The organism is Micromonospora sp. NPDC049366 (assembly GCF_044466625.1).
GTDB lineage: Bacteria > Actinomycetota > Actinomycetes > Mycobacteriales > Micromonosporaceae > Micromonospora.
Genome location: NZ_JBITMV010000001.1, coordinates 758489 through 777815, shown reverse-complemented (window position 1 = coordinate 777815; position 19327 = coordinate 758489). Strand labels below are relative to the sequence as shown.

Sequence of the window (19327 nt, the reverse complement as noted above, 5' to 3'; positions counted from 1 at the left end):
GCAGCCGCAGGCCCGCCGCGTCGGTAACAATGACCGGGTGACCGACATCCCGCGCCGGGCTGTGTCCCGGACCGCCAAGCTCGCCGCACTGCCGCTCGGCTTCGCCGGACGGACCGTCCTCGGCATGGGAAAGCGCGTCACCGGGCTCGCCTCCGACGTGATCTCCGCAGAGATCCAGCAACGCACCGCGGAACAGCTCTTCAGCGTCCTCGGGCAGCTCAAGGGCGGTGCGATGAAGTTCGGGCAGGCTCTGTCGGTGTTCGAGGCCGCCCTGCCCGAGGAGATCGCCGCGCCCTACCGGCAGGCGCTGACCAAGCTCCAGGAGGCCGCCCCGCCGCTGCCCGTCGCGAGCGTGCACAAGGTGCTGGCCGAGCAGCTCGGCCCCGACTGGCGTGACCGGTTCGTCGAGTTCAACGACAGCCCGGCCGCCGCGGCGAGCATCGGGCAGGTGCACCGGGCGGTCTGGCGCGACCCGGGATACGGGCCTTCGGGCGCGCCGCACCACCGGGACGTCGCCGTGAAGATCCAGTACCCGGGTGCGGGTGACGCCCTGCTCGCCGACCTGAAGCAGCTCTCCCGGCTGGGCGGGATGTTCCGGGCCATCCAGCCCGGGCTGGACGTCAAGCCGCTCCTGGTCGAGCTGCGGGAACGGATCACCGAGGAGCTCGACTACGAGCTGGAGGCGGAGTCGCAGCGCGCGTTCGCCGAGGCGTACGCGGACGACCCCGAGATCTACATCCCCGCGGTGGTCTCCTCCGCGCCCCGCGTGCTGGTCACCGAATGGGTCGAGGGGACCCCGCTCGCCGAGATCATCCGCGAGGGCACGGAGGAGCAGCGGGACGAGGCCGGCCGGCTGATGGCCACCCTGCACCTCTCCGCGCCGCAGCGGGCCGGGCTGCTCCACGCCGACCCGCACCCGGGCAACTTCCGGCTCCTGCCCGACGGTCGGCTCGGGGTGATCGACTTCGGCGCGGTCGCGCGGATGCCGGAAGGCACGCCGGAGCCGATCGGCCGCATCGCGGCGCTCGCCCTGCGCGGCGACGCCGAGGAGGTGGTGGCGGGGCTGCGCTCGGAGGGTTTCATCGGCGCGACCGAGGAGATCGATGCCGAAGGAGTGCTCGAGTTCCTCGCGCCGATGCTCGAACCCATCGCCACCGACGGGTTCCGGTTCACCCGGGCCTGGCTGCGAGCCGAGGCGGCCCGCCTCGCCAGCCCCCGCTCTCCCACGTACCAGTTGAGCCGCAAGCTGAACCTGCCGCCGTCGTACCTGCTCATCCACCGGGTGACCCTGGGATCGATCGGGGTGCTCTGCCAGTTGGAGGCGAAGGCGCCGTACCGGAGCATCCTGGAGCGCTGGCTGCCCGGTTTCGCACCGGTCGGCTGAACGGGCCACGACCCGCGGACGCCGAGGGGCGGTTGGCCATCCGGCCAACCGCCCCTCGCATCGGTAGGGATCAGAGAACGCCCAGGTCACGCGCCGCCTGGTTGCGGCTGTTCATCGCGACGGTACGGGCGGAACGGGTTGCCTCAGTGCTCGTGGTGGTGCGACCGGCCTGAGGCCGGGGCATTCGAGCCCGGGACAACGCTTCGTGGAGTAGTTGCATCTCGATGGCTCCGTTCGGAAGGTGCATCATGGTGTTCTCACTCGCTGCCGGCGTGACACCGGCGTAGGTGGTGCGGATCGGGTTCATGTCAGGCCGCCAGCCGGACCGCGTTACGCCCCTGGGGCAGCCCACTGGCCGCCAGGCGCTCCTCGGCTTCGACCCGGAGCGCGGCGTCACGGGCGACGTCCTCCTTGCGCGGACGGCCGCGGGGCCGCTTGCGCGGAACGACCGCGCCACGCTCGAAGATCTCGCCACCCCAGACGCCCCAGGGCTCGGCCCGCTCCACCGCCCCGGCGAGGCACTCGACGCGCAGCGGGCAGTCCCCGCAGAGCGACTTGGCCAGCTCGAGCTCGGTGGGCGAGTCGGAGAACCACAGGTCGGGGTCGAACTTCCGGCAGGGCAGGTTCGCCTCCAGCTCGACGCTCACGTCGAGCGGGGCCAAGGCCAGACTCATCGCCCGGTCACCTCTCTCTCACTTCGATCTCGTGGATCGCTGATTCCGACTACTTCGGCGGGGCAAAAAAACTGAGGCCGCGGATCCCGGTGTGCGGGTTCCGCGGCCTCGAGGTGAGCCGGTGGTCTGATGGTCAGACCGGTCTACCTCGAGGTGGAACACCGCGGACATCCGTGCGCTTCTTGGCGGCACCGACGCCCATGCCCGTGAAGCCACTGGTCCCATCGATTCCGTTCAGCGCGACGGTCAGGGTCAGCTCGGCCTGAACCTGGACCTGGTGCACCTGCGGAACCGACGGTCGTGGAGCGGCGAGGGCCACCCGGACAGCCGACAGCGGAGCGCGGACGGCAGACAGCGCCGCCGGACGCTCATAGGTGAAGATCTCCATTGGTGCCACCTCCCTCACGTTCCTCGAATCGACTGGACCTGACCCCTGTGAGCAGCGCGAATGACGCCGCTCGCGAGGTGTGTCCTGAGGCTATTCCTCGCTCGGGGGCGAGGGCAAACGAATTTACGACGAGATTTCGAAAGTTTTCTCCGGGCAGACGTCGTCGACCGCCGCACCCCCCACCAGGGCGAGTACGGACTCGCCGTAAAGGCCGAGTTTGCGTGGTCCGATCCCGGCGATGGCGATCAACTCCTCCGCCCGGCCCGGACGCCGCTCCGCCAGCGCGGTCAGCGTGGCGTCGGTGAAGACGACGTACGCGGGAACCTTCTGCGCGCCGGCCACCCGCTGGCGCCACTCGCGCAGCCGCTCGTGCAGCTCCTCATCGATGTCCGAGGGGCAGGTGGCGCAGCGGCCCAGCTTGCGGTCGGGCCCGGCGAGCAGGGTGGCACCGCAGATCCGGCAGGAGACGATCTGCGTGCGGCGGCGTTCCGGCCGTACCGCGGGGCCGGAGCCGCGCGCCCGCTCGGCGCCCCCCGACCGGTCGAGCTGCGGCAGGAACCGGGACGGCCGCCGGGCCCGGCCGCCCGGCGAGCGCGCGGCGGCGTACGACAGCCAGAGCCACTCGCGGGCGCGCGTGACGCCGACGTAGAGCAGCCGACGCTCCTCCTCGACCTGCTCCACGGTCTTCGCGTACGTGGTGGGGAGGGTGCCCTCGGAGAGCCCGACCAGAAAGACGGCGTCCCACTCCAGCCCCTTGGCCGAGTGCAGGGACGCCAGGGTCACGCCCTCCACGGTCGGCACGTGCTGCTGCGCCGCCCGCCGGTGCAGCTCGTCGGTGAAATCGGCCAGGGTCGCCGGGCGCTCCACGGCGGCCGCCTCACCGATCGGCAGGACGGTCGGCGTGGCCGCGTACTCCTCGGCGAGCTGCACCAGCGCGGCGAGCGCCTCCCAGCGCTCGCGGGCGGCGCCACCGGCCGGCGGGGTGTCCGGTGCCCAGCCGACCGCCGACAGCGCCTCGACCACGGCGGCCGGCAGCGGCGTCTCGCCCGGGATCGACCGCGTGGCGGCGCGCAGCGCGATCATGGCCTGCCGCACCTCGGCGCGCTCGAAGAAGCGCTCCGCCCCCTGCACCACGTACGGCACCTCGGCCTCGGTGAGCGCCTTCTCGTACGCCTCGGACTGCGCGTTGGTCCGGAACAGCACCGCGATCTCCCGGGCCGGGGTGCCCGCGTCGACGAGCGCCTTCGCGCGCGCGGCGACGGCGTTGGCCTCGGCCGGCTCGTCGGTGAAGATCCGCAGCTCCGGTTCCGGGCCGGGTGGGCGTTGCCCGCGCAGCTCCAGCCGCAGCCGGGCCTCGGTGCCCCGCGCCTGTGAGATCACCGCGTTGGCGAGACCGACCACCTGGGGGGTGGACCGGTAGTCGCGGACCAGCCGGACCACCACGGCGCCACGGTGCCGGCGCGGGAAGTCGACCAGGTAGGACGAGGTGGCCCCGGTGAAGGAGTAGATCGTCTGGCTGGCGTCGCCGACGACGGTCAGGTCGTCCCGGCCACCGAGCCACGCCTCCAGCAGCCGCTGCTGGAGGGGGTTGACGTCCTGGTACTCGTCGACCACGAAGTGGCGGTACTGCGCGCGCACCTGCTCGGCGACGTCGGCGTGCTCCTCGATGCCCCAGACGGCGGCCCGCAGCATGTCCTCGAAGTCGATCACCCCGTTGCCGCGTTTGATCTTCTCGTACGCGGCGAAGACCTCGGCCACCTTCGCCGGCTCGTGCGGGGTCTCACGCAGGGCCTTCGCGGCCGCCACCACGTACTCCCCGGGCTCGACCAGCGAGGACTTGGCCCATTCGATCTCGCCGGCGAGGTCCCGGGCGACGGCCCGGTCGGTGCGCAGGCCGACCCGGGCGGCGGCGAGGGTGACCAGCCGCACCTTGCTGTCCAGCAGCTCGGGCATGGCCCGGCCGTCGAGCAGCCGGGGCGCGAAGTAGCGCACCTGCCGCAACGCGGCGGCATGGAAGGTGCGCGCCTGCACACCCGCCACCCCGAGCTGGGTGAGCCGGTGTCGCATCTCGGCGGCGGCGCGGGCGGTGAACGTGACCGCGAGCACGTGCCGGGCGGAGATCTCACCGCTGAGCACCCGGTGGGCGATGCGGGAGGTGATCGCCCGGGTCTTGCCCGTGCCGGCGCCGGCCAGGACGCACACCGGGCCGGCCGGCGCGGTCACCGCCGTCCGCTGCTCGGGATCGAGCCCGGCGAGGACGTCGGCGCCTGAGTGAACCACCACAGCCCGGAATTCTCGCAGCCACCCCGGACGTTGCAGCCGTTAGCCTCGGTTTGATCGGCAAGCCGCCGGGTGGAGCAGTTGGAGGATCTGACCATGCTGACGATGTACTCGACCTCGTGGTGCGGCTACTGCCACCGCCTGAAGTCGCAGCTCGACCGGGAGGGCATCGGCTATGAGGTGATCGACATCGAGCGCGACCCGCAGGCCGCGGATTTCGTGATGAGCGTCAACGGCGGCAACCAGACGGTCCCGACGCTGCGCTTCGCCGACGGCAGCGCGCTCACCAACCCCTCGATCACCCAGGTCAAGCAGCACCTGGCCAGCATCGCCGCCTGACCCCACCCGCCACCCCGCCCTACCCCCGCCCCTCTGTGTTCATGGAGTCATCGCCGACCGCGTCGGCGTGTCGCGGCAACAACTTCATGATCAACCGGGCGGCGGGGGCGGGGTAGGTGGGGCGCTGGGGGGCCCAGGGTGGGCGAGGGTGGCGGGGGCGGGGCGGTCAGGTGGCGGGAACGCCACAGGTAGGCGCCAGCGCCCAGGGTCGCCACACCGGTCAGCACGAAGAGCAGCCGGTAGTCCAGGACACCGACCAGCAGCGCGCCGGTGCCGATGGAGATCGCCTGCGGGCCGCTGATCATCGCCTCCGCGGCGGCCGCCACCCGGCCCAACATCGGCGGCGGCGTACGCCGCTGGATGAGCGTGTTCAGCCCCACCGTGATCAGCGGCAGCGAGACCCCGGCCAGCAGCAGCGCCACGATCCCGAGCCGCAGGTCGGGGTAGGCCAGCGCCAGCGCCGCCGGTCCGAAGAAGGCGACGCCGGTGGCGAGCGTGCCCACCTCGCCGAGGCGGCGTACCACGCCGGGCGAGCAGAGACCGCCCACCAACCCGCCGACCCCCTGCACGGTCACCAGCACACCGACGAACGCGGCGTCCCGGCGCAGACCGTGATCGACGTACGCGAAGATCAACGACTCGGTGAAGCCCATCACCAGCGATCCCATCCCGTAGCCGAGCAGCGCACGGCGCAGTGCCGGCTCACCCGCCAGGTGTCGCAGGCCGCCGCTCAGGTCCACGAACCGGCGCCGCCCCGGCACGTCCGTCGGGCCGGACGGTGAGGGTTCCGCCGTCCGCATCGCGGCGACCACGGCGGCCGCGACCACGAACCCGGCCATGCCGATCACGCCCAGCGCCACACCGCCGAGCGCCGCGTAGAGGCCGGCGCCGGCCAGGGGACCGACCAGGCGCAGCCCCTGACGTACGGTCTGCAGCACGCCGTTCGCCTCGGCCAGCAGATCCACCGGCACGACCTGCCGGATCAGCCCGCTGAGCGTGGCGCTGAGCGTGAGGTAGGAGAGCCCGTACAGGGCCGCCACCAGGTAGATGACCCACACGTCGGCGCGGTCCCGGACCGTGAACAGCGGCGTGAGCACCAGCGCGGTCAGCAGGTTCGCGGCCACGAAGAACGGCCGGCGCGGGTAGCGGTCGACCACCCAGCCGATCAACGGCGCCAACGCCATCGGCGCGATGATCGCGAAGATGGTGCCACCGGCCAACCCGTTCGACCCGGTCAGGTCCTTCACCCAGATCGCGAGCGCCAGCAGCAGGATGGACTCCGCCACCATGCTGGCCAGCAGCCCGACGGAGAGGAGACGGAAGTCGGGACGGCGCAGGATGGTGCGCATGGATCCTCCGGCTGGCGGTGGCGCGCCCGGCGGGCGCGGTCGAGGGAGCGCGGCCGTGCGCACGCCGTTGCCGGTCGTCCGCACCCTTCCACGGTCCTCTTTTCTGCGAGACACGCCCCCGCCGAAACCTCCGACATCGGCCGCGCCGTCCATACTGACGGTGGGGGGCGAATTTCATACAGTTACCGTCGCGTCGACGACGGTCGACGGGAAAGAGGACATCGTGCCTCCTGCCTCACCCAGCCCGATCCTGCGTCGTCGCAGGTTGGGCACGGAACTGCGCCGCCTGCGCGAGGGCGCGGGTCTCACCGGGGACCAGGTCATCGAGCGGATCGGCTGGGCCTCCGCGTCCAAGCTGTCCCGTCTGGAGAACGGCCGCAGCCGCCCCGACCCCCAGGACGTCCGGGACCTACTGCACCTCTACGGGGCCGACGAGACGCTGCGCAAGGAACTCCTCTCCATCACCGAGGAGGCCGGCGACATGCGGGGTTGGCTGCGGAACTTCCCGGTGATGACCCAGCAGCAGCGCAGCTGGGCCGAGCTGGAGGCGGGGTGCGCGGAGATCTCCGAGTACAACCCGGTGCTGGTGCCGGGACTGCTCCAGACCCCCGGCTACGCCCGGGTGCGGATCGTGTCGGCCCGGCAGGTCGGCGAGCAGGCCGGCGACCCGGAGCCGACCGAGGAGCCGGAGACCGAGGTCCAGGCCCGGCTGGCTCGGCAGACGCTGCTGACGCGCGAGCCGGACGCGCCGCGCTACACCGCGGTGCTGGAGGAGGCGGCGCTCGGCCGCCGGGCGGGCCCACCGGAGGTGCTCCACGAACAGTTGGAGCAGCTCTGCGAGCTGGCCCTGCTGCCCAACGTCAACCTGCACGTGCTGCCGCGCGACACACCGATCGGCGACTGGTACCTCCCGCCGACCGCGTTCTCCGTCTACCGGTTCGCCGATCCGCTCGATCCGGAGACGGTCGCCATCGAAGGTGGCTTCACCGACGTCATGTCGACGGAGGCAAAAACACTAAATCGCTATAAAGTGGTGTTCGAGTGGCTATGCACGGCGGCACTTCCCACCTCGGACACCCTCTCCTGGCTGATCGAGGCGACGGGACGGCTGACCGAGACGGCGGCGCCGTCCACAGTGGCGTACGGATCGGCAACGGCGCCGGTTCAACGCCGTCGGGATTCGGGGCGACTGACGGACCGGTGATCTCCTGGGACCCTCCGTCGGGGCGTGCGGCACCACTCGTCCTTCGGAGCGGTTCGATTGGAGCAGAACCATGAACGAGATCCGCGACACCTCGTCCGTCCCCGTCCGGCACCTGGCGGACGCCCCGTGGCGCAAGAGCACCCGCAGCCAGACCTCCAACTGCGTGGAGGTCGCCCCGCTCGGCGCCGTCCCGGCGGTCGTCGCGCTGCGCGACAGCAAAGACCCGAGCGGCCCAGTGCTGCTGTTCAACCGGGCCGGTTGGCTCGGCTTCATCGCCGGAGCGAAGGAGGGTCAGTTCGATCTGGACTGACTCGAGGGCAGTGGGCGGGGCCGTCGGCGCGATGCCGGCGGCCCCGTCGCATGTGGCCCCGGCACGTCGCTGACCAGGCATCCGCTGATCGGACGACGCTCCACATCAATCGTCGCGTTTCAGTTGCCGACACCAATACGCGGCGTAACATGACGGCAGAGTGACGTGGAAGTTCCACACCGTCTCGTCCCAGTCGCGGCTCATCCGGAGACCCACATGCGGTTCCTGATCGTTCGCACCGACATCCGCGCCGTCGCCGACGGTGACATCGCCGCTGCCTGGGCCGGTGGTCACCGCCTGCGGGACGAGACGACCTCCCCCGAGCCCCGCCGGCAGATCGTGCACGCCGAGGACCGCGACGCGGCGCTGCTGCTGGCCCGCGCCCTGTCCACCGTGGGTGCGGTGCGCGCCGGCCGGCAGCGCGTCAAGGTGCTGCCGCTGACCGAGCCCGCCCTGGGCCGGTGGGGCCCGTCGGGCCGCACCACCTGACGACGTCCGTCGTGGCCGACCGGCTCCCCCGCCGTGTTCCTCGCCCACCGACCACGACGGCCCGTGTTCCCGGCCCGTGACCGCCGCGGCAACGACGGTCACGGGCCGGGACCGTGCCCGGCTCAGCCCGGCGCGTCCAACCAGCCGTCCAACCAGCGGTGGATCAGAAACAACGCGATGGAGGACGCCGGCGGGAGCACCAGCCGGGCACCGCCCCCCACGTTTACCGTCCGCCCCGCCAGCGCCGCGCCGATCTCCTGCCGCGTGAACCAGCGGGCGTACGCGATCTCGGTGGGGTCCAGCCGCACCGGATGCTCGGGATCGGCCGTGGCGAGGAAGCCCAGCATCAACGAGCCGGGGAACGGCCAGGCCTGGCTGCCCACGTACGTGATCTTGTCGACGCCGACGCCGACCTCCTCCTGGACCTCCCGCAGGACGGCGGCCTCGGCGGACTCCCCCGGCTCCACGTAACCGGCCAGGCAGGAGAACCGGCGCTCACCCGGGGTGCCCGGCCAGGCGGCGTTGTTGCCGAGCAGGCACCGCCCCTGTGGGCCGTCCACCCCGTCGTGCACGAGCACGATCATGGCCGGGTCGGTACGCGGCCAGATCCGGTCGCCGTTGCGGTCGATGCGGGACCAGCCCGCCTCGTCCATCTCGGTCGGCGTCCCCGTCGCGGAGGAGTACAGGTGCCGCAGGTGCCAGTTCTGCAGCGCCAACGCGGTGGTGAACAACCCGGCGTCCCGGTCGCTGAGCAGATGGCCGACGTCCCGCAGACCGACGGCCCGGGTGCCGGGCAGCGTCGGCAGCGAGACGTCCACCGCGAACATCGGAGTCCCGTCCTCCTCGACGCCGAGGAACATGGCGCCCGCCTCGCTGCCCGCCGGCAGGTCACCCGCCCCCAGCAGCACCAGGGGCGGCGGCGTCACGCCGGTGCGGACGAGAGTCCGGCCGCCCGCGCCGGAGTCCAGCACCAGCACCCGGCCGCGCAGCCACGCCTCGGCCAACCACGTCGGGTCGGTGCGGTGGTGCGCGGCCCTGTCGAGCGTCGAGCGGGCCAGCGGTGGGGCGGTCTCCCCGCTCATGCCGACCTCTCGACCGATGTCAGCGCGGCCAGCGCCGGGGCGATCCGCTCCGCGTCACCGAGCACCACCGTGACCGCCTTCGCCGGGGCCAGATAGCGGGCGGCCGCCTCGGCGACGTCGGCCACGGTCGCCTTGGCCAGCCGGGCCGCGTGCTCGGCGAGGAAGTCCAGCCGCAGACCGTTGCCGGCGTACGCGCTGGTCAGCGCCGCCAGGCCGGCCTGGGTGGACATCCCCAGCTGGAGGGTGCCCAGCGCGTACTGGCGGGCCTGCTCCAGCTCCTCCTCCTTCACCGGTAGCGAGGCGAGCCGGCCCAGTTCGTACGTTGTCTCCAGCAGCGCCGGACCGGTCACCTCGGTCGCCACCTCCGCGGCCGCGACCAGCACCGACCCGGCGACCGCGTGCTCGATCAGCGAGTGCGGGCCGTACGTGTAGCCCTTGTCCTCGCGGATGTTCTCCACCCAGCGGGAGGAGAAGTAGCCGCCGAAGACCAGGTTGGCCAGTTGCAGCGGGGCGTGGTCGGGATGGGTGCGGGGCACCGCGGGGAGCGCCACCCGCAGCGACGACTGCACCGAACCCGGCCGGTCGACCAGGAGCAGCGGGCCCGGCTCCAGCGGCGGCGTGGGCGGCAGCGCGACGCTGCGACCGGCGCCGGTCCACCCGTCGAGGGCCTTCTCGGCCGCGTCCAGCGCTCGCTCCGGCTGCACGTCGCCGACCAGGACGAGCACCCCGTCGGCCGGGTGCACCCGCTCCTCGTGCAGGCGACGCAGCGCGGCGGGCCGCACCGACCGGACCTCGTCGGGCTCCGGGGTCTGCACGGCGTACGGGTGGCGGCCGAAGATCCGCTTCAGCAGCGCGACCCGGGCCAGGTGCGCCGGCTGGCTCTGCGCCACCTGGATCCGGTCGACCAGCCGGTCGCGTTCCGTGGCCACCTCGTCGTTCGGGTAGGTGGCCCCGGTCAGCACCTCGGCGAGGATCTCCAGCATCCGGTCCAGGCCGGTGACCAGGCTCGTGCCGGTGAGCATCAGCCGGTCGGGGTCGACGCCGGCGGAGAGCCCGCCGCCGACCTTCTGCAGCTCCGCGGCGATCTGGACGCTGGTCATCGTGGGCGTGCCGGAGAGCATGGTCTGCGAGAGCATCGCGCCACGGGCGAGGTGGGTGCGGCCGAACGGGATCCAGAGCCGCAGCTCGACCAGCGGCACGGCGGGCCGGCGGACGGCGATCACGGTGAGCCCGTTCGCCAGCGTCCGCTCGGCCTGCTTCGGCAGCTTCAGCCGCCGGTTCGGGCCCAGCGGCGGCAGGGCGCGCGGTGCGGACGGGGCGGTCATCGAGCACCTCCCGCGATGACCTCGACGGACGCGCGGCGCTCCGGCCGCAGGGTGGCGGCGGCGGAGCGCACCTGGTCCTCGGTGACCTCGCCGACCAGCCGGGGCAGCTCGTTCAGGAGCCCCGGCTCGCCGCGTTGCTGCTCCAGCACCGCCATCCGCAGCGCCCGGCCGAGCACCGCGTCGGTGTCCCGCAGCAGGTGGGTGGCCATCCGGGCCTGGGTGCGGGCCAGCTCGCCCTCGGTCAGTCCGTCGGTCGCCAACCGGTCCAACTCCTCGTCGACGGTCCGCAGCACCTTGTCGACGTCCCCGCCGGGTGGCAGGTGCGACTGGAGCAGCAGGGCCGTGGGGTCGCGTACGTCGAACGGGTCACCCATGAAACCGAGGTAGCCGCCCAGGCTGGTCACCGTCCGGTCGCGCTGCACCAGCCGCTCGACCAGCCGGGAGGCGTCGCCGTCGGTGAGCACCTCGGCCAGCACCACGTAGGGCAGGTAGGCGGCGAAGTCGTTCACCGGGTCCGGTACGCGCCAGGCGCTGGCCACCGCCGGCAGCGGCGCCAGCTTGTCCGTGTACGAGGTGCGCCGCTCGCCGCCGAGGTCGGGTTCGGCGAAGTCGGGCCGCTCCGGCGCGGGCCGGGCCGGCACGTCCCCGAAGTGCCGGCCGATCAGCTCGGTCGCCTCGGCCACGTCGAGGTCGCCGCTGACCGCCAGCACCGCGTTGCCGCTGGCGTAGTAGCGGCGGAAGAAGTCGGCCGCGTCGGCGACGGTGGCCGATTCCAGGTCGTCGAAGGAGCCGTAGCCGTCGTGCGCGTTGGGGAAGGTGTCGAACATGACCGGCGGCAGGGTCAGCCAGGGGAACCCGCCGTACGGCCGGTTGAGCACGTTGACCCGGATCTCCTCCTTGACCACGTCGACCTGGTTGCGCAGGTTCTCCTCGGTCAGCCGGGGGCCGCGCATCCGGTCGGCCTCGAGGAAGAGTGCCCGCTCCAGCGCGTTGCTGGGCAGCGTCTCGAAGTAGTCGGTGTAGTCGAGGTGGGTGGAGCCGTTGAAGGTGCCGCCCGCGCCCTGCACGTGCCGGAAGTGAGCGAGCTTCTCCAGATTCTCCGAGCCCTGGAACATCAGGTGCTCGAAGAGGTGCGCGAAGCCGGTGCGCCCCTCCGGCTCGGACCGGATGCCCACGTCGTAGACCACGGCGACCCCGATGACCGGGGCGCTGCGGTCCGGGCTGAGGACCACCCGCAGGCCGTTGTCGAGGGTGAACCGCTCGACCTGGTACTTCGTCGCTGGAATTCTCGATCTTCGCACCGCCACGGGATCGACCCTAGCGCGTCGGCACCCCGGCCACCGGCGACCTTCCCGGAGCCGCCGCCACCGGGGCCGTCACCCGTGGCAGCACCTCGGCACCGACCCGCTCCGCCTCCTCCCGGTGCGGCCATCCGGAGAGGATGAACTCGTCGACACCGAGCCCCGCGTACTCGTCGATGCGGGCCGCCACCTCGGCGTAGCTGCCGACCAGGGCGGTGCCCGCGCCCTCGCGGACCAGGCCGACGCCGGCCCAGAGGTTCGGCGCGATGGTGAGCGCGTCGGCTGTCCCGCCGTGCAGCGCCGCCATCCGGGCCTGCCCGACCGAGTCCATCCGGCGGAAGCGCGCCTGGGCGGCGGCGATCCGCTCCGGGCTCATGCCGTTCAGCAGCCGGTCGGCCTCGGCCCACGCCTGCGCGGCGGTGGCGCGGGCGATGACGTGCAGCCGGATCCCGGTCCGCAGGTCACGGCCGTGGGCGGCGGCGAGCGCGCGGACGCGGGACACCCGCGCGGCGATCGCGGCCGGCGGCTCACCCCACATCAGGTACGTGTCGGCGTGCCGGGCGGCCACCGCCTCGGCGGCCGGGGAGGCGCCCCCGAAGTAGACCGGCGGCACGTCGGCGAGCGGGGTCGCCAGCCCGCCACCGGCGACCCGGTAGTGGGTGCCGGCGAAGTCGAACGGCTCTCCCCGCCAGCACCGCCGGAGCACATCGAGGAACTCGTCGGTACGCGCGTAGCGCGCGTCGTGGTCGAGGAAGTCGCCGTACGCGCGCTGCTCGGCCGGGTCACCGCCGGTGACGATGTTGACGGCCAACCGGCCACCGGTGACCGCCTGGAACGCCTCGGCCTGTTGGGCGATCAGCGTGGGCAACGCGAACCCGGCCCGGACCGCGACCAGCATGCCCAGCCGTTCGGTGTGCTGGGCGACCGCCGCGCAGACGATCCACGGGTCGGGGCAGCCGCTGCCGACGGGGGTGAGCACCGCCGTGAACCCACCCCGCTCCGCGGCCCGGCCGACCTCGGCCAGGTAGGCCACGGTGGCCGCGCGGTCGTGCCGGGCGGCGCCGGCCGTGACGGTCGCCGCACCGATGTGCTGGCCGTCGCCGGAGGTGGGGAGGAACCAGTGGAAGGTCATGGGTGCCGCCTCTCGGGTCCGGCCGTTGACCCTTATCCTATCGAGTCGGTAGGAAAAGCAGACATACCCGAGGCTTCTCTTCCCGGGATGTGGATGTGCCGCCCGAGACGAGCCCGGCGGGTCCCGTGGCGCCTATCGCGCCGCGGGACGTGGTCGGGCCGGTGCCCCGCCGGCCCGACCACGCCGCCGGCCGTCCTCGGGCGGCCGTCCACAGGAGCCGGTCAGCCGGCCCGCGTCGCGTCCGGGACGTCGCCCGGACTGCGCAGCTCCACCAGACCGGCGGGCGCGGGCCCGGCCGGCGTGGCATGCCAGGGCGCAAAGGCCGCGGCCATGGCGAGCAGCAGCCCGGCGAGGGCGACCACGAGCACCAGGATCAGCTCGCGGAGTGCGCCACCGGGGCCCACGTCACCCACCATGGTCACCCCCTCCGCGCCGGGCCCCCGACCCGACGCCGTACCCCCGAGGGCAGCATCGGCCACACCGGCAGGCCCACACAGTCGGCCAGCCGACGCACCGGCGGCTGATTACCGACTCAGGGCGAGGTGCCGAGCTCCGGGGAGCGCGGGATCAGGCTCCGCGCGGCCGGCGGGGACGCCGCGGGCGACCCGAGGCGCGGTGCGCGGCCCGGCCGGCGCTCGACGACGCCGTGCCGTCCCCGCTCGCCGGGTCCGCCGTACGGGCGGTGGCGGCCGGAACGGAGCGACGACGCGCGGGCGGGTTGGCCGGCGGGGCGACGATGGTCACCGGCACCCCCGACGGCTCCCGGGCCCCCGTGACCCGCGCGAGGGTGTCGTCGTCGGAACGCACCGAAGCGGACTCCGGGTGGATACCGGCCGCCGTCATCAGCCGGGACACGTCCCGGCGCTGCTCCGGCAGCACCAGCGTGACGACCGTGCCGGACTCGCCGGCCCGCGCCGTCCGGCCACCCCGGTGCAGGTACTCCTTGGCCTCCGTCGGCGGATCCACGTTGACCACCAGGTCCAGCCCGTCCACGTGAATGCCCCGGGCCGCCACATCGGTGGCGACCAGCGCCGTCACCTGCCCGGTGCGGAACTGCTCCAGGATGCGGGTGCGTTGCGGCTGCGACTTGCCACCGTGCAGGGCCGCGGCGCGTACGCCCTTGGCCAGCAGCTGGCGGGCGAGCCGGTCGGCGCGGTGCTTGGTGCCCATGAACAGGATGGTGCGGCCCTCGCGGGCGGCGATTCGGGTCAGCGCGGCCGGCTTGTCCGCCGGGTCGACGTGCAGCACGTGGTGCGTCATCGCGGTGACGGTGGCGGTGCCCGGGTCGACCGAGTGCGACACCGGGTCGGTGAGGAACCGGCGGACCAGGCGGTCCACGCCGCCGTCGAGGGTCGCCGAGAAGAGCATCCGCTGCCCGTCCGGGGCGACCTGCGCCAACAGCTTCGTGACCTGCGGCAGGAAGCCCATGTCGGCCATCCGGTCGGCCTCGTCCAGCACGGTCGTCCGCACCTCGTCCAGGCGGACGTCGCCCCGGTCGATCAGGTCGTGCAACCGGCCGGGGGTCGCCACGACCACCTCCGCGCCGGCGCGCAGCGTGTCCGCCTGACGCTGCAGCGACAGGCCACCGACGACGGTCGCGCAGCGCAACCGGACGGCACGGGCGTACGGGGCCAGCGCGGTGGTCACCTGCTGGGCCAGCTCACGCGTCGGTACCAGGATCAGCGCCAGCGGGCGACCGGGCCGGGCCCGGTGACCCGCGGTGCGGTGCAGCAGCGGCAGCCCGAACGCGAGGGTCTTGCCGGAGCCGGTGCGGCCCCGGCCGAGCACGTCACGACCGGCGAGCGAGTCGGGCAGGGTCGCGGACTGGATCGGGAAAGGCTCGGTGATGCCCTGCGCCGCCAGGGCGGCGAGCAGGTCGGGAGCGAGACCGGTGTCGGCGAACGACGGGACGACGGTAGCCATGGAAGGCCTTCCTCAGGGCGGCACGTGTCGAGGAAGGCGCCCTGAGGCGCTGTCGCCGGCGCGGTGGCCGGCGGTCGCAAGCACGAACCGAAGGGGGTACGAGGGCCGGTCCGCCGTACGACGACGAACCGGCCCCCGTCACCGCGCCCGGCTGGGCGCGGTGGATGGTGCGGTGGTGCCGGAGATCAGAGCGGGCGGATGTTCTCCGCCTGCGGGCCCTTCTGGCCCTGGGTCACGTCGAACTCGACGCGCTGGTTCTCGTCCAGGCTCCGGTAGCCGGAGGACTGGATCGCCGAGAAGTGGGCGAAGACGTCGGCGCCGCCGCCGTCCGGGGTGATGAAGCCGAAGCCCTTGTCAGCGTTGAACCACTTGACGGTGCCAATTGCCATGTGTTTCGTCTCCTTGACGGAACGCCCGACCCGCACCTGTTGCGGGCCGGAGAGTGAGCGCGCACGCGAACGCGTGCCTCGCCTGTCGCTGCTGGTCGCCCCGCCCGGAGAACTCCGGACACAACAAAGAGCGCCTGGGGCCACAATCCGCCAGGCGCACACAGAGTCTCTGGTAACCAAAACTGCAACAGCACCAACCTACCACGACCGGACGTCCGTTCGCGCGGTTTCCGGCACAGCGGTGATGAGCGCGGTGAGCCCCGCCACGTCGAGCAGGTCCGCCGGCCGGACGGTGACCCCGTCCCGGACGTAGTGGAAGGCGGCGCCGACCCGCTCGACCGGCGCCCCGGCCAGTTCCGCCCAGGCCAGCCGGTAGACCGCCAACTGCACGGCGGCCACCTCGGCGGCGGCCCCGGTGGGCTGCGCGCCGGTCTTCCAGTCCACCACGTCGAAGCGCCCACCCGGCCGCGCGAAGACGGCATCCATCCGGCCACGGACCACCACCCCGGCGATCACCGTGGCGAACGGCACCTCCACCTCCACCGGCACCCGCTCGGCCCACTCGCTGGCCAGGAAGCGCTCCTGAAGCTCGGCGAGCGCCTCGTCGGGCGCCCCGTCCGCGTCGGCGGCACCGGGCAGCTCGTCCAGGTCGAGCAACCGGTCCGCCCCGAACCGCTGCTCCAGCCAGGTGTGGAAGGCGGTCCCCCGCCGCGCGTACGGGTTGGGCTCGGTCGGCATCGGACGGCGCAGCGACCGGGCCAGCGCGGCCGGGTCGCGGCGCAGCGTCACCAACTGGGTCACCGTCAGGTGCCCGGGCAGCCCCACCTCGACCGCGCCAGCGGCCCGGGTCAGCTCGGCCCGCTCCGCCAGCAGCAGGTCGGCCTCCCGCCGCCACCGCGCCACCTCGGGGTCGTCCGCCAGCGGATCCGGCAGCACGTCCGCCGACTCGCCGTCGCGTTCGGTGTCGGTGTCGTCCGACGCCGAGTCAGCCCGATCGGCGACACGTGCCGCATCGGCCCGGGCACCGGCCTCAGCCGGTGCGCCCGCCTCGGCCCGCGCGATCGCGGCTCGGACGGCGTCCGGGCCGTCGGTCAGGAACCGACGAACCAGCGCGGCCGCCTCGGTCAACCCGGGACGGCGCGCGCCGAGCGGGTCGGCCGGCCACTCCGCCCGGTGCACCACCTCGGTGGTCGGGTTCACCGCGTCCGGCGCCGGTTCGGGAGTCCACACGTCGACCAGGTGGCCGGGCCCGCCGTCGACGCACGCGTCGTACACCTCACGGAGGAACACCGACGGGCCACGCGGACGCTTGGTCCCCTCTCCCCACCAGTACCCGGAACAGAGCAGCAGCCGGCGCGGCCGGGTCACCGCGACGTACGCCAGCCGCCGCTCCTCACGCTCGTCGTGCGCCCGCCAGGCATCGCCGAAGTCGGCGAGGGCACGGGCCACGCCCCGCTGGTCGGACACCTCGGCGAGCTCCAGCCGGGGCAGCCCGTCGGCGTCGCCGCGCAGCGGGAACGGCAACACACCCAACCCGCCCAGCCAGTGGTCGGAGCCGCGCACCGGGCCGGGCCAGACGCCCCGGCTGAGGCCGGCGACCGCCACCACGTCCCACTCCAGACCCTTGGCCGCGTGCGCGGTGAGCACCTGCACCGCCCCCTCGACCACCTCGACCTCGCCCGGGGTGAGGCCGCGCTCCTCGTCCTCGGCGGCGGCGAGGAAGGCGAGGAACCCCGACAGGGTCGCCCCCGGCGTCTCCCCGCTGAACCGGGCCGCGACGTCGGCGAGCGCGTCCAGGTGGCCGCGGGCCAGACCCGCGTCCCCGGCGCCGTCCCGCCCGGCGCGGACCGCCACCTCCACGTCCAGGCCGGTGGTCCGCTCGACGTCCGCGATCAGCTCCGGCAGGGGCTGGTCCAGGCGGTAGCGGAGCAGGGCCAACTCCCGGCCGTACGCGCGCAGCCGGGTGTAGCCCTCGGCCGAGTACGCCTGCGCCGGCCCGAGGTCGGCCAGCGCTTCCACCAGCGTCGCCTCATCCAACTGGTCCGGGACGATCTCCGGGCCGTCGTCCCCGGCGAGCTGCCGCCGGCCGGCCGCGATGGCCCGGGCCCGCCGGTGCAGGGCCACCAGGTCCCGCGGCCCGATCCGCCACCGCGCCCCGGTGAGCATCCGCAGCAGCGCCGCGCCGTCGGTCGGGTCGGCCAGCACCCGCAACGTGCAGACGACGTCGCGTACCTCCGGGGTGTCCAACAGACCGCCCAGCCCGACCACCTCGACGGGCAACCCCCGCTCCCGCAGCGCCGACTCGATCGCCGGGATCTGACTGCGGACCCGGACCAGCACCGCCGTCGTCGGGCGGCGCGTCACCGGAATGTGCTCGGGCAGCGCGCCGGGCATCCGGGCGGCGCCCCGCCAGGCCGCCAGCACGCTGTCGGCGATCCAGGCCGCCTCGTCGGCGTACGTCTCCAGAAGCGCGCAGTGCACGGTGCCCGCGGCGGCGCCGCGTGGGCTGCGGTGCGGGATCGGGTCCCGGACGGTGTGCGCCGGCCGCAGCTCGGCCACCCGGGCGCCGGCGGCGCGCAGCGGGGTGGCCAGGGCGTTCGCCACCCCGAGGATCTCGGGGCGGTTGCGCCAGCTGGTGGTGAGGCCGAGCACGGCCGCCGGCGCGCCGCCCGGGCGGGGAAACTCGGCGGGGAACCGGTCGAGGGTGCCGGCCGACGCGCCGCGCCAGCCGTAGATCGACTGGCACGGGTCGCCCACCGCGGTCACCGGGTGCCCGCCCCCGAAGAGCGCGTTGAGCAGCACCACCTGGGCGTGGCTGGTGTCCTGGTACTCGTCGAGCAGCACCACCCGGAAGCGGTCCCGCTCGACGGCGCCGACCGCCGGGTGATCCCGGGCGACCCGGGCCGCCCGGGCCAGCTGGTCGGCGAAGTCCATCGCCTCGAAGTCCTCCTTGCGCCGCGCGTACGCCCGCACCAGCGGCAACAGGCGCAGCCGGGCCTGCTGGAGCGTGAGCGCCCGGCGGACGTCGGCGTACACCCGGCCGGGGTGGGTCTGCACCTCGGCGAAGAAGCGACCCGTCCAGGCGGCCAGGTCGTCCGGGTCGACGAGGTGCTCGTCCAGCTCGCCGGCCAGCGCGAGCACCGCGTCGGTGATCGTGCTCGGCATCCGGTCCACGTCGGACATGTCGCCGTCGTAGTTGCGGACCAGCAGGTCCACCAACTGCCAGCGGGACGCCTCGGTGAGCAGCCGGGTGGAGGGCTCGTAGCCGGCACGCAGACCGTGCTCGCTGACGATCCGCCCGGCGTACGAGTGGTAGGTGGCGACCGTCGGCTCACCGGCGAGGGGATCGTCCAGGGGGTTGCGGTCCCGCCGCCCGAGCCGGCGGATCAGCTGGTCGAGCCGCGTGCGTACGCGGTGCGCCAGCTCGCCGGCCGCCTTGCGGGTGAAGGTCAGACCGAGCACCTGCTCGGGCCGGACGTACGAGTTGGCGACCAGCCACACCACCCGGGCGGCCATCGTCTCGGTCTTGCCCGACCCGGCGCCCGCGACCACCAGCAGCGGCTCCACCGGCGCGGCGATGATCGCGGCCTGCTCCCGGGTGGGCGCGGGCAGCCGCAGCAGCCTGGCCAACTCGACCGGCGTGTAGCGGGGGCCGGCGTCGGCCACCCGGGGTGCCGGGCTCGCGGCCCCGAACAGGGCGGGTTGGGTCACGGTGTGTTCCTCGGTCGCGGCCACGGGACGCGCGACTCGCTCCCCGC

17 protein-coding genes are annotated in these 19327 nt (G+C 73.6%); 5 read left to right on the top strand and 12 right to left on the bottom strand.

What is annotated here, in order from left to right:
• Positions 1 to 37 precede the first annotated feature (37 nt).
• Positions 38 to 1384, top strand: coding sequence for an ABC1 kinase family protein (locus ACIBTV_RS03685; protein WP_396701929.1), 1347 nt, complete (start codon positions 38 to 40; stop codon positions 1382 to 1384).
• Positions 1385 to 1692: 308 nt separating this feature from the next.
• On the opposite strand, the gene ACIBTV_RS03680 is transcribed toward ACIBTV_RS03685, so the two are convergent.
• The 3 genes from ACIBTV_RS03680 to ACIBTV_RS03670 all read right to left on the bottom strand — a co-directional run bounded on the left by ACIBTV_RS03680 (position 1693) and on the right by ACIBTV_RS03670 (position 4729).
• On the bottom strand, positions 1693 to 2058 hold the full coding sequence (locus tag ACIBTV_RS03680; protein ID WP_396701927.1) for a WhiB family transcriptional regulator: 366 nt from the start codon (positions 2056 to 2058) through the stop codon (positions 1693 to 1695).
• A gap of 133 nt (positions 2059 to 2191) precedes the next feature.
• The gene (locus ACIBTV_RS03675) at positions 2192 to 2446 is read right to left on the bottom strand and encodes a hypothetical protein (RefSeq protein WP_396701925.1); all 255 of its coding nucleotides are present in this window, start codon (positions 2444 to 2446) and stop codon (positions 2192 to 2194) included.
• Positions 2447 to 2569: 123 nt separating this feature from the next.
• Positions 2570 to 4729 (bottom strand): ATP-dependent DNA helicase UvrD2, encoded by a 2160-nt coding sequence (locus tag ACIBTV_RS03670; protein ID WP_396701923.1) that lies wholly within the window; start codon positions 4727 to 4729, stop codon positions 2570 to 2572.
• A 93-nt stretch (positions 4730 to 4822) separates the two neighbouring features.
• On the opposite strand from ACIBTV_RS03670, the gene ACIBTV_RS03665 reads away from it, so the two are divergent.
• Positions 4823 to 5065, top strand: coding sequence for a mycoredoxin (locus ACIBTV_RS03665; protein WP_396701922.1), 243 nt, complete (start codon positions 4823 to 4825; stop codon positions 5063 to 5065).
• A 47-nt stretch (positions 5066 to 5112) separates the two neighbouring features.
• Here ACIBTV_RS03665 and ACIBTV_RS03660 read toward each other — a convergent pair whose 3' ends face one another.
• Positions 5113 to 6414 (bottom strand): MFS transporter, encoded by a 1302-nt coding sequence (locus ACIBTV_RS03660; RefSeq protein ID WP_396701920.1) that lies wholly within the window; start codon positions 6412 to 6414, stop codon positions 5113 to 5115.
• A 223-nt stretch (positions 6415 to 6637) separates the two neighbouring features.
• On the opposite strand from ACIBTV_RS03660, the gene ACIBTV_RS03655 reads away from it, so the two are divergent.
• The 3 genes from ACIBTV_RS03655 (at position 6638) to ACIBTV_RS03645 (ending at position 8417) form a co-directional block, all read left to right on the top strand.
• A complete protein-coding gene (locus ACIBTV_RS03655; RefSeq protein ID WP_396701918.1) occupies positions 6638 to 7618 on the top strand; it encodes a helix-turn-helix domain-containing protein in 981 nt (326 codons plus the stop codon).
• Positions 7619 to 7688: 70 nt separating this feature from the next.
• Positions 7689 to 7928: a DUF397 domain-containing protein gene (locus ACIBTV_RS03650; protein ID WP_396701916.1), complete on the top strand. Its 240-nt coding sequence runs from the start codon at positions 7689 to 7691 to the stop codon at positions 7926 to 7928.
• A 216-nt stretch (positions 7929 to 8144) separates the two neighbouring features.
• Complete coding sequence (locus ACIBTV_RS03645; protein ID WP_396701914.1) at positions 8145 to 8417, top strand: hypothetical protein; 273 nt, start codon at positions 8145 to 8147, stop codon at positions 8415 to 8417.
• Positions 8418 to 8539: 122 nt separating this feature from the next.
• Here ACIBTV_RS03645 and nudC read toward each other — a convergent pair whose 3' ends face one another.
• From nudC to ACIBTV_RS03605, 8 genes are all read right to left on the bottom strand, one after another.
• Positions 8540 to 9499 carry an NAD(+) diphosphatase gene (gene nudC, locus ACIBTV_RS03640; RefSeq protein ID WP_396701912.1) on the bottom strand — a complete coding sequence of 320 codons (960 nt, stop codon included), beginning with the start codon at positions 9497 to 9499 and terminating at the stop codon, positions 8540 to 8542.
• A complete protein-coding gene (locus ACIBTV_RS03635) occupies positions 9496 to 10824 on the bottom strand; it encodes a M16 family metallopeptidase (RefSeq protein WP_396701910.1) in 1329 nt (442 codons plus the stop codon). The genes nudC and ACIBTV_RS03635 overlap by 4 nt, the downstream gene beginning before the upstream one ends.
• Positions 10821 to 12131 carry a M16 family metallopeptidase gene (locus ACIBTV_RS03630; RefSeq protein WP_396701908.1) on the bottom strand — a complete coding sequence of 437 codons (1311 nt, stop codon included), beginning with the start codon at positions 12129 to 12131 and terminating at the stop codon, positions 10821 to 10823. Before ACIBTV_RS03630 ends, ACIBTV_RS03635 begins: the two co-directional genes overlap by 4 nt.
• A gap of 10 nt (positions 12132 to 12141) precedes the next feature.
• Positions 12142 to 13257 (bottom strand): LLM class flavin-dependent oxidoreductase, encoded by a 1116-nt coding sequence (locus ACIBTV_RS03625; protein ID WP_396701906.1) that lies wholly within the window; start codon positions 13255 to 13257, stop codon positions 12142 to 12144.
• A 221-nt stretch (positions 13258 to 13478) separates the two neighbouring features.
• Positions 13479 to 13673, bottom strand: a complete 195-nt coding sequence (locus ACIBTV_RS03620) for a hypothetical protein (protein ID WP_396701904.1) — start codon at positions 13671 to 13673, stop codon at positions 13479 to 13481.
• Positions 13674 to 13824: 151 nt separating this feature from the next.
• On the bottom strand, positions 13825 to 15180 hold the full coding sequence (locus ACIBTV_RS03615; protein WP_396701902.1) for a DEAD/DEAH box helicase: 1356 nt from the start codon (positions 15178 to 15180) through the stop codon (positions 13825 to 13827).
• Between the two features lie 185 nt (positions 15181 to 15365).
• Complete coding sequence (locus tag ACIBTV_RS03610) at positions 15366 to 15569, bottom strand: cold-shock protein (protein WP_091595283.1); 204 nt, start codon at positions 15567 to 15569, stop codon at positions 15366 to 15368.
• Between the two features lie 198 nt (positions 15570 to 15767).
• On the bottom strand, positions 15768 to 19280 hold the full coding sequence (locus ACIBTV_RS03605; RefSeq protein WP_396701900.1) for an ATP-dependent helicase: 3513 nt from the start codon (positions 19278 to 19280) through the stop codon (positions 15768 to 15770).
• Positions 19281 to 19327 lie beyond the last annotated feature (47 nt).